The 6,255-nt window shown below is 67.4% G+C and carries 12 protein-coding genes; 1 reads left to right on the top strand and 11 read right to left on the bottom strand.

Features of this window, described 5'->3' with window-relative positions; genetic code table 11:
* Positions 1–44 precede the first annotated feature (44 nt).
* From rpsQ to rpsJ, 11 genes are read right to left on the bottom strand one after another with little or no spacing between them, the layout of a single operon-like run.
* Positions 45–341, bottom strand: coding sequence for a 30S ribosomal protein S17 (gene rpsQ / locus Q2K20_RS04260; protein ID WP_172812145.1), 297 nt, complete (start codon positions 339–341; stop codon positions 45–47).
* Complete coding sequence (rpmC, locus tag Q2K20_RS04255; RefSeq protein ID WP_269501829.1) at positions 338–568, bottom strand: 50S ribosomal protein L29; 231 nt, start codon at positions 566–568, stop codon at positions 338–340. Before rpmC ends, rpsQ begins: the two co-directional genes overlap by 4 nt.
* Positions 568–984, bottom strand: a complete 417-nt coding sequence (gene rplP, locus Q2K20_RS04250) for a 50S ribosomal protein L16 (protein ID WP_010541175.1) — start codon at positions 982–984, stop codon at positions 568–570. The genes rpmC and rplP overlap by 1 nt, the downstream gene beginning before the upstream one ends.
* A gap of 2 nt (positions 985–986) precedes the next feature.
* Positions 987–1,820, bottom strand: a complete 834-nt coding sequence (gene rpsC, locus Q2K20_RS04245; protein ID WP_067716670.1) for a 30S ribosomal protein S3 — start codon at positions 1,818–1,820, stop codon at positions 987–989.
* A complete protein-coding gene (rplV, locus tag Q2K20_RS04240; RefSeq protein ID WP_120284053.1) occupies positions 1,821–2,258 on the bottom strand; it encodes a 50S ribosomal protein L22 in 438 nt (145 codons plus the stop codon).
* The gene (rpsS, locus tag Q2K20_RS04235; protein ID WP_007628126.1) at positions 2,255–2,536 is read right to left on the bottom strand and encodes a 30S ribosomal protein S19; all 282 of its coding nucleotides are present in this window, start codon (positions 2,534–2,536) and stop codon (positions 2,255–2,257) included. Before rpsS ends, rplV begins: the two co-directional genes overlap by 4 nt.
* Before the next feature lie 14 nt (positions 2,537–2,550).
* On the bottom strand, positions 2,551–3,387 hold the full coding sequence (gene rplB, locus Q2K20_RS04230; protein ID WP_067716676.1) for a 50S ribosomal protein L2: 837 nt from the start codon (positions 3,385–3,387) through the stop codon (positions 2,551–2,553).
* Between the two features lie 31 nt (positions 3,388–3,418).
* The gene (gene rplW / locus Q2K20_RS04225; RefSeq protein WP_067716678.1) at positions 3,419–3,721 is read right to left on the bottom strand and encodes a 50S ribosomal protein L23; all 303 of its coding nucleotides are present in this window, start codon (positions 3,719–3,721) and stop codon (positions 3,419–3,421) included.
* Positions 3,718–4,407, bottom strand: a complete 690-nt coding sequence (rplD, locus tag Q2K20_RS04220; protein ID WP_067716681.1) for a 50S ribosomal protein L4 — start codon at positions 4,405–4,407, stop codon at positions 3,718–3,720. The genes rplW and rplD overlap by 4 nt, the downstream gene beginning before the upstream one ends.
* Positions 4,404–5,069 carry a 50S ribosomal protein L3 gene (gene rplC, locus Q2K20_RS04215; protein ID WP_096907062.1) on the bottom strand — a complete coding sequence of 222 codons (666 nt, stop codon included), beginning with the start codon at positions 5,067–5,069 and terminating at the stop codon, positions 4,404–4,406. The genes rplD and rplC overlap by 4 nt, the downstream gene beginning before the upstream one ends.
* Positions 5,070–5,121: 52 nt before the next feature.
* A complete protein-coding gene (gene rpsJ / locus Q2K20_RS04210; protein ID WP_003938093.1) occupies positions 5,122–5,427 on the bottom strand; it encodes a 30S ribosomal protein S10 in 306 nt (101 codons plus the stop codon).
* A 552-nt stretch (positions 5,428–5,979) separates the two neighbouring features.
* Here rpsJ and Q2K20_RS04205 point away from each other — a divergent pair.
* Positions 5,980–6,252 carry a hypothetical protein gene (locus tag Q2K20_RS04205; protein WP_069388740.1) on the top strand — a complete coding sequence of 91 codons (273 nt, stop codon included), beginning with the start codon at positions 5,980–5,982 and terminating at the stop codon, positions 6,250–6,252.
* The last annotated feature ends 3 nt before the right edge of the window (positions 6,253–6,255 follow it).

Below are 6,255 nucleotides of genomic sequence, written 5' to 3'. Positions count from 1 at the left end.
CCGGAGTCCCGGGGCCGGGCCGTTCGCATATGTCGAGTGGGGGCTTACTTGGCCCGCTCGAGCACCTCGACGAGGCGATACCGCTTGGAGGCGGACAGCGGGCGGGTCTCCATGATCCGCACGCGGTCGCCGACTCCGGCGGTGTTGGTCTCGTCGTGGGCCTTGACCCGCTCGGTACGGCGCATGATCTTGCCGTACAGCGGGTGCTTCACGCGGTCCTCGAGCTCGACGATGATGGTCTTCTCCATCTTGTCGGACACGACGTACCCGATGCGCACCTTGCGGCTGTTGCGCTCGGTGTTCTCGTTGGACTCAGTCACAACTGCTTCCTTGTCACTCACTTGGCATCACCCGGCGCCGCCGACAGACCGAGCTCGCGCTCGCGAATGACGGTGTAGATGCGAGCGATGTCGTGGCGGACGACACTCAGGCGACGGTTGTTGGTCAGCTGACCGGTGGCCATCTGGAAGCGCAGGTTGAACAGCTCTTCCTTGGCCTCACGCAGACGCGCGGTCAGCGCATCCGCATCGAGCTCACGCAGCTCGGGGGCGGTGGTTCCACTAGCCATCAGAACTGCTCCTCCCGGGTCACGATGCGGGTCTTGCACGGGAGCTTGTGCTGCGCGCGGCGAAGGGCCTCGCGAGCGGTCTCCTCGTTCGGGTACGACATCTCGAACAGGATGCGGCCCGGCTTGACATTGGCCACCCACCACTCGACCGAGCCCTTACCGGAACCCATCCGCACCTCGGCGGGCTTCTTGGTCAGGGGACGATCCGGATAGATGTTGATCCACACCTTGCCACCACGCTTGATGTGGCGGTTGATGGCGATACGTGCGGACTCGATCTGACGGTTGGTGACGTAGGCCGGCTCGAGAGCCTGGATGCCGTAGTCACCGAATGTCACCTTGGTGCCACCCTTTGCCCCGCCCTTACGGCCGGGGTGGTGCTGCTTGCGGTGCTTGACGCGCTTGGGGATAAGCACTGTCACGCCTCCCTGGTCTGGTTCTGCGGTGCCTCGGCAGGAGCCTCGGCGGCCGAGCCGGAACCGGCGCGGCCGGTCTCGGTGCTGGTCGCAGTGGTGCCCTGGGCCCCGGAGCGACGCGGACGACCGGCGCCACGCTCGCGGCGGGGACCGCGGTCGGCACCGCCACGGTTGCTGGACTGGGCGTACTGGTCGGACTCGCGACGGCCGCCGACCACGTCACCCTTGTAGATCCACACCTTGACACCGATACGACCGAAGGTCGTCTTGGCCTCGTAGGTGCCGTAGTCGATCTCGGCACGCAGGGTGTGCAGGGGGACGCGCCCCTCGTGGTAGCGCTCCGAACGGGACATCTCGGCACCGCCGAGACGACCCGAACAGACCACCTTGATGCCCTTGACCTGGGGCTGACGCATGGCCGACTGGATGCCCTTGCGCATCGCGCGACGGAACGCCACACGATTCGAGAGCTGCTCGGCGATCCCCTGGGCGACGAGCTGGGCGTCGGCCTCGGTGTTCTTGATCTCGAGGATGTTGAGGTGGACCTGCTTGGCGGTGAGCTTCTCGAGCTCCCCGCGAAGACGGTCCGCCTCGGCGCCCCGACGGCCGATCACGATGCCCGGGCGGGCCGTGTGAATGTCCACGTGGACCCGGTCACGGGTCCGCGAGATGTCGACCCCGGAGATACCGGCCCGCTCCATGCCCTTGGACAGGAGCTGACGGATCTTGATGTCCTCGGCGACGTAGTCGGCGTACTGCTTGTCGGCGAACCACTTGGACGTCCAGTCCGAGGTGATGCCGAGACGGAAGCCGTGCGGCTGGATCTTCTGTCCCATTTAGCGGGCACCTCCCTGGTTGCGACGTGCCCGACCGGAGCCGGTCTTCTCGGGCACGCTGGTCACCTCGATGGTGATGTGGCTCGTACGCTTACGCACGCGGAACGCACGACCCTGGGCACGCGGGCGGAAACGCTTGAGGGTCGGCCCCTCGTCGGCGTAGGCCGCCGTGACCACGAGGGTCCGGGGGTCCAGGTCGAGGTTGTTCTCGGCGTTGGCCATCGCGGAGGCGAGGACCTTGGCGACCGGCTCGCTGGCGGCCTGCGGGGCGAACCGCAGCGTGTTCAGCGCGTCGGCGGCGTCCTTGCCGCGGATGAGGTCGATCACACGACGCGCCTTCATGGGCGTGACGCGGACGAACTTGGCGGTGGCACGCGCGGAGAGCTTCTGCTCGGCCGTCGCCGTGCCGTCGTCGGTCTTCTTCGTATCAGTGCTCATCGACGCTTACTCTTCCGATCGTCCTTGATGTGCCCCTTGAACGTGCGCGTCGGCGCGAACTCGCCGAGCTTGTGACCCACCATCGAGTCGGACACGAACACGGGCACATGCTTGCGGCCGTCATGGACGGCGAACGTGTGGCCGATGAAATCGGGCAGGATCGTCGAGCGCCGCGACCAGGTCTTGATGACCTGATGCGTGCCCTTGTCGTTCTGCACGTCCACCTTCGCGAGGAGGTGTTCGTCGACGAACGGACCCTTCTTGAGACTACGAGGCATCCTAGTTTCCCTCCTTAACGCTTCTTACCGGTGCGACGGCGACGGACGATCATGCTGTCACTCGCCTTGTTGGGCTTGCGGGTCCGGCCCTCGGGCTGGCCCCACGGGCTGACGGGGTGACGTCCACCGGACGTCTTACCCTCGCCACCACCATGCGGGTGGTCGACGGGGTTCATGACCACGCCACGGACGGTCGGGCGAACGCCCTTCCACCGCATGCGGCCGGCCTTACCCCAGTTGATGTTGGCCTGCTCGGCGTTGCCGACCTCGCCGATCGTGGCGCGGCACCGCACGTCGACCCGGCGGATCTCACCGGAGGGCATGCGGAGGGAGGCGTAGGTCCCCTCCTTACCGAGCAGCTGGATGCCGGCGCCGGCGGCGCGGGCCATCTTGGCGCCGCCGCCCGGACGGAGCTCCACCGCGTGCACCACGGTGCCTGCAGGGATGTTCCGGAGCGGGAGGTTGTTGCCGGTCTTGATGTCGGCGCCTGCACCCGACTCGACCTTCATGCCCTGCTTCAGGTTGCGCGGGGCGAGGATGTACCGCTTCTCGCCGTCCGCGTAGTGCAGGAGGGCGATGTTGGCGGTGCGGTTCGGGTCGTACTCGATGTGCGCGACGGTGGCGAGCACGCCGTCCTTGTCATTACGACGGAAGTCGATGACGCGGTACTGGCGCTTGTGGCCACCGCCCTTGTGGCGGCTGGTGATACGGCCGTGACCGTTGCGGCCGCCGGTCTTGCTCAGCGGGCGCAGCAGCGACTTCTCGGGCGTCGAGCGGGTGATCTCGGCGAAGTCCGAGACGCTCGAGCCGCGACGACCGGGGGTCGTGGGCTTGTACTTGCGGATAGCCATGAGGTTCTCTCGTCCTTAACTCTTCCCGCCGTCAGGCGGTCAGACCCGGGATCTCGATGGGCTTGCTGTCGGCCGCGAGGGTCACGATGGCGCGCTTGGTGCTCTTGCGCTGTCCGTACCCGGTGCGGGTGCGCTTGCGCTTGCCCTGACGGTTGGCGGTGTTCACGGACTCAACGGTGACGCCGAAGATCTCCTGGATGGCGATCTTGATCTGCGTCTTGTTGGCGCCCGGGGCGACCTGGAACGTGTACACGCCCTGCTCGAGCAGGCCGTAGGCCTTCTCGGAGACGACCGGGGCGAGGATCACGTCCCGGGGATCGGCGACGGTGCTCACTTGTCGGCCTCCTTCGCTGCCTTGCCGGCGAACGCACGGCTCGCCTGCGTGACGAACGCGTCCAGAGCCTCGACCGAGAACACGACGTCGTCAGCGTGGAGCACGTCGTAGGTGTTGAGCTGATCCGGAGCGATCGGATGGACGTGATCGAGGTTGGCCACGGAACGCCATGCGGCGACGTCCTCACGACCGACGACGATCAGGATCTTCTTGCGGTCGGACAGGGTGCCCAGGAAGTCGCGGACACCGGCCGTCGACGGCTTCTGTCCCTCGACGAACTCGGTCACCACGTGGAGGCGATCGGCCGAGACCCGGTCGGAGAGGGCACCGCGGAGCGCGGCGGCCTTCATCTTCTTGGGGGTGCGCTGCGAGTAGTCACGCGGCTTCGGGCCGTGGACGGTGCCGCCGCCGGTGTAGGCGGGGGCGCGGGTCGAACCCTGACGGGCGCGGCCGGTGCCCTTCTGGCGGAACGGCTTGCGGCCGCCGCCGCGGACCTCGCCACGGGTCTTGGTCGAGTGCGTGCCCTGACGCGCCGCGGCGAGCTGAGCCACCACGACCTGGTGCATCAGGGGCAGGTTGGGCTCGACGCCGAAGATCTCGGCGGGGAGCTCGACCGAACCGTCGGTCTTGCCCGCCGGGGTACGGACGTCCAGCTTGAGGTTCACGGTGTTCTCCGTGGTGGTCATGCGCGCGCACCGCCCTTCACTGCGGAACGGACCATCACGAGGCCGCCGTTACGACCCGGGATGGCTCCCTTGATGAGGAGGACGCCGGCCTCGGCGTCCACCTTGTGGACCTTGAGGTTCATGGTGGTCACGCGATCGTTGCCCATGCGGCCGGCCATCGACTTGCCCTTGAAGACGCGGCCCGGGGTCGATGCCCCGCCGATGGAACCCGGCTTGCGGTGTACGGCCTGCGTACCGTGCGAGGCACCCTGGCCGGCGAAGCCGTGGCGCTTCATGGTACCGGCGAAGCCCTTGCCCTTGGAGGTGCCGGTGACGTCGACGAACGCGCCGTCCTCGAACACGTCGGCGCCGATCTCCTGGCCGATCTCGAACCCGGCGGCCTGCTCGGCGTTGTCGAGTCGGATCTCGGCGAGGTGACGACGGGGGGTGACCCCGGCCTTGTCGAACTGGCCGGCCACCGGCTTGGTGACCTTGCGGGGGTCGATCGCGCCGAACGCGATCTGGACGGCGTCGTAGCCGTCGGTCTCTTGGGTACGGATCCCGGTCACGACGCACGGCCCGGCCTTGACGACGGTAACCGGAACCACCCGGTTGTTCTCGTCGAAGACCTGGGTCATGCCGAGCTTGGCGCCCAGGATTCCCTTGATCTCGGTGTTAGTCATCTGTTCACTGTCTCCGCTGCACGTTGCTTGCTGACCGCTACGCGGTCGGAGGTCACTGGATGTTGACGTCGACGCTGGCAGGCAGGTCGATACGCATGAGAGCGTCCACGGTCTTCGGCGTGGGGTCGAGAATGTCGATCAACCGCTTGTGGGTACGCATCTCGAAGTGCTCACGCGAATCCTTGTACTTGTGCGGCGAGCGGATGACGCAGTAGACGTTCTTCTCGGTGGGCAGCGGCACGGGACCGACGACACGAGCACCCGTACGGGTCACCGTCTCGACGATCTTGCGGGCCGAGGCGTCGATAGCTTCATGGTCGTAGGCCTTGAGCCGGATGCGGATCTTTTGTCCCGCCACTTCGTCCTCTTCTCCTCCCGCCCGTGAGGGCGGCTGTCGTAAGCGCCCTCGCTGCGCGGGGACACTGTGTGTTCGCTTGTCATGTGTGACACCGTCAGACCGTCTACCACCCGGTCCCGTGCATCGGTGCTCCATCGTGGAGGACCCCGCCGCGCGCCCACGGGCATGACACGACTACGAGACCTCCAGAGGACGGAGTGCCACATCGCTCGCGCGAGGCGAGGATGACGGCGGACCGATCCGCTGCCGCTGTTGACGTGTCACGACGCGTCCACGCGGTCGGGCGTGTCGCCCTCCCGCTTTTCCGGCGGGTGATCACTCACCCGCCCCGGTCGTGCTCGCCCGACCAACCCGACTCTCCCCGGGGCCCATCGGGCCCATACGGGATCGCCGCCTTGTCCGGGCAACTTGACCAGTATGCAGTACATCGGCCGGAAGGGCAAAATCCCGGACGTCCCGGCGTCCTCGGGTGCGTCACGGACCCCGGCACGACGACCGGGTACTTCGGTAGCGTCGGGAAGACCAGAGTCCACACGCGGAGGAGACCACATCGTGAACAGCAGACGCGAGCCGCGGGACCCCGCCGCCTACAAACGGGACAGGCGGCAGGCGGTCCTGCGCCACCATCCGGACGCGGGCGGCGATCCCGATGAACTCTTCCGGGCACTCGCGGAAGTCGACCGCCGGCACGGGGTATCCGGTCCCGGGTACGACGCGCACGGCGCGAGTGCCGAACAGGTCGCCGCCGTCGCCGCGGCCGCGCTCGCCGGGGTCGCCGCGGTGGGGTTGTCGATCGCGATGACCATCCTCGGTCGTCGCAGGTAGTTC

The sequence above is a fragment of the Dietzia sp. IN118 genome, assembly GCF_032905965.1.
Lineage (GTDB): Bacteria > Actinomycetota > Actinomycetes > Mycobacteriales > Mycobacteriaceae > Dietzia > Dietzia kunjamensis.
This window is presented reverse-complemented; position numbering and strand designations above follow the sequence as displayed.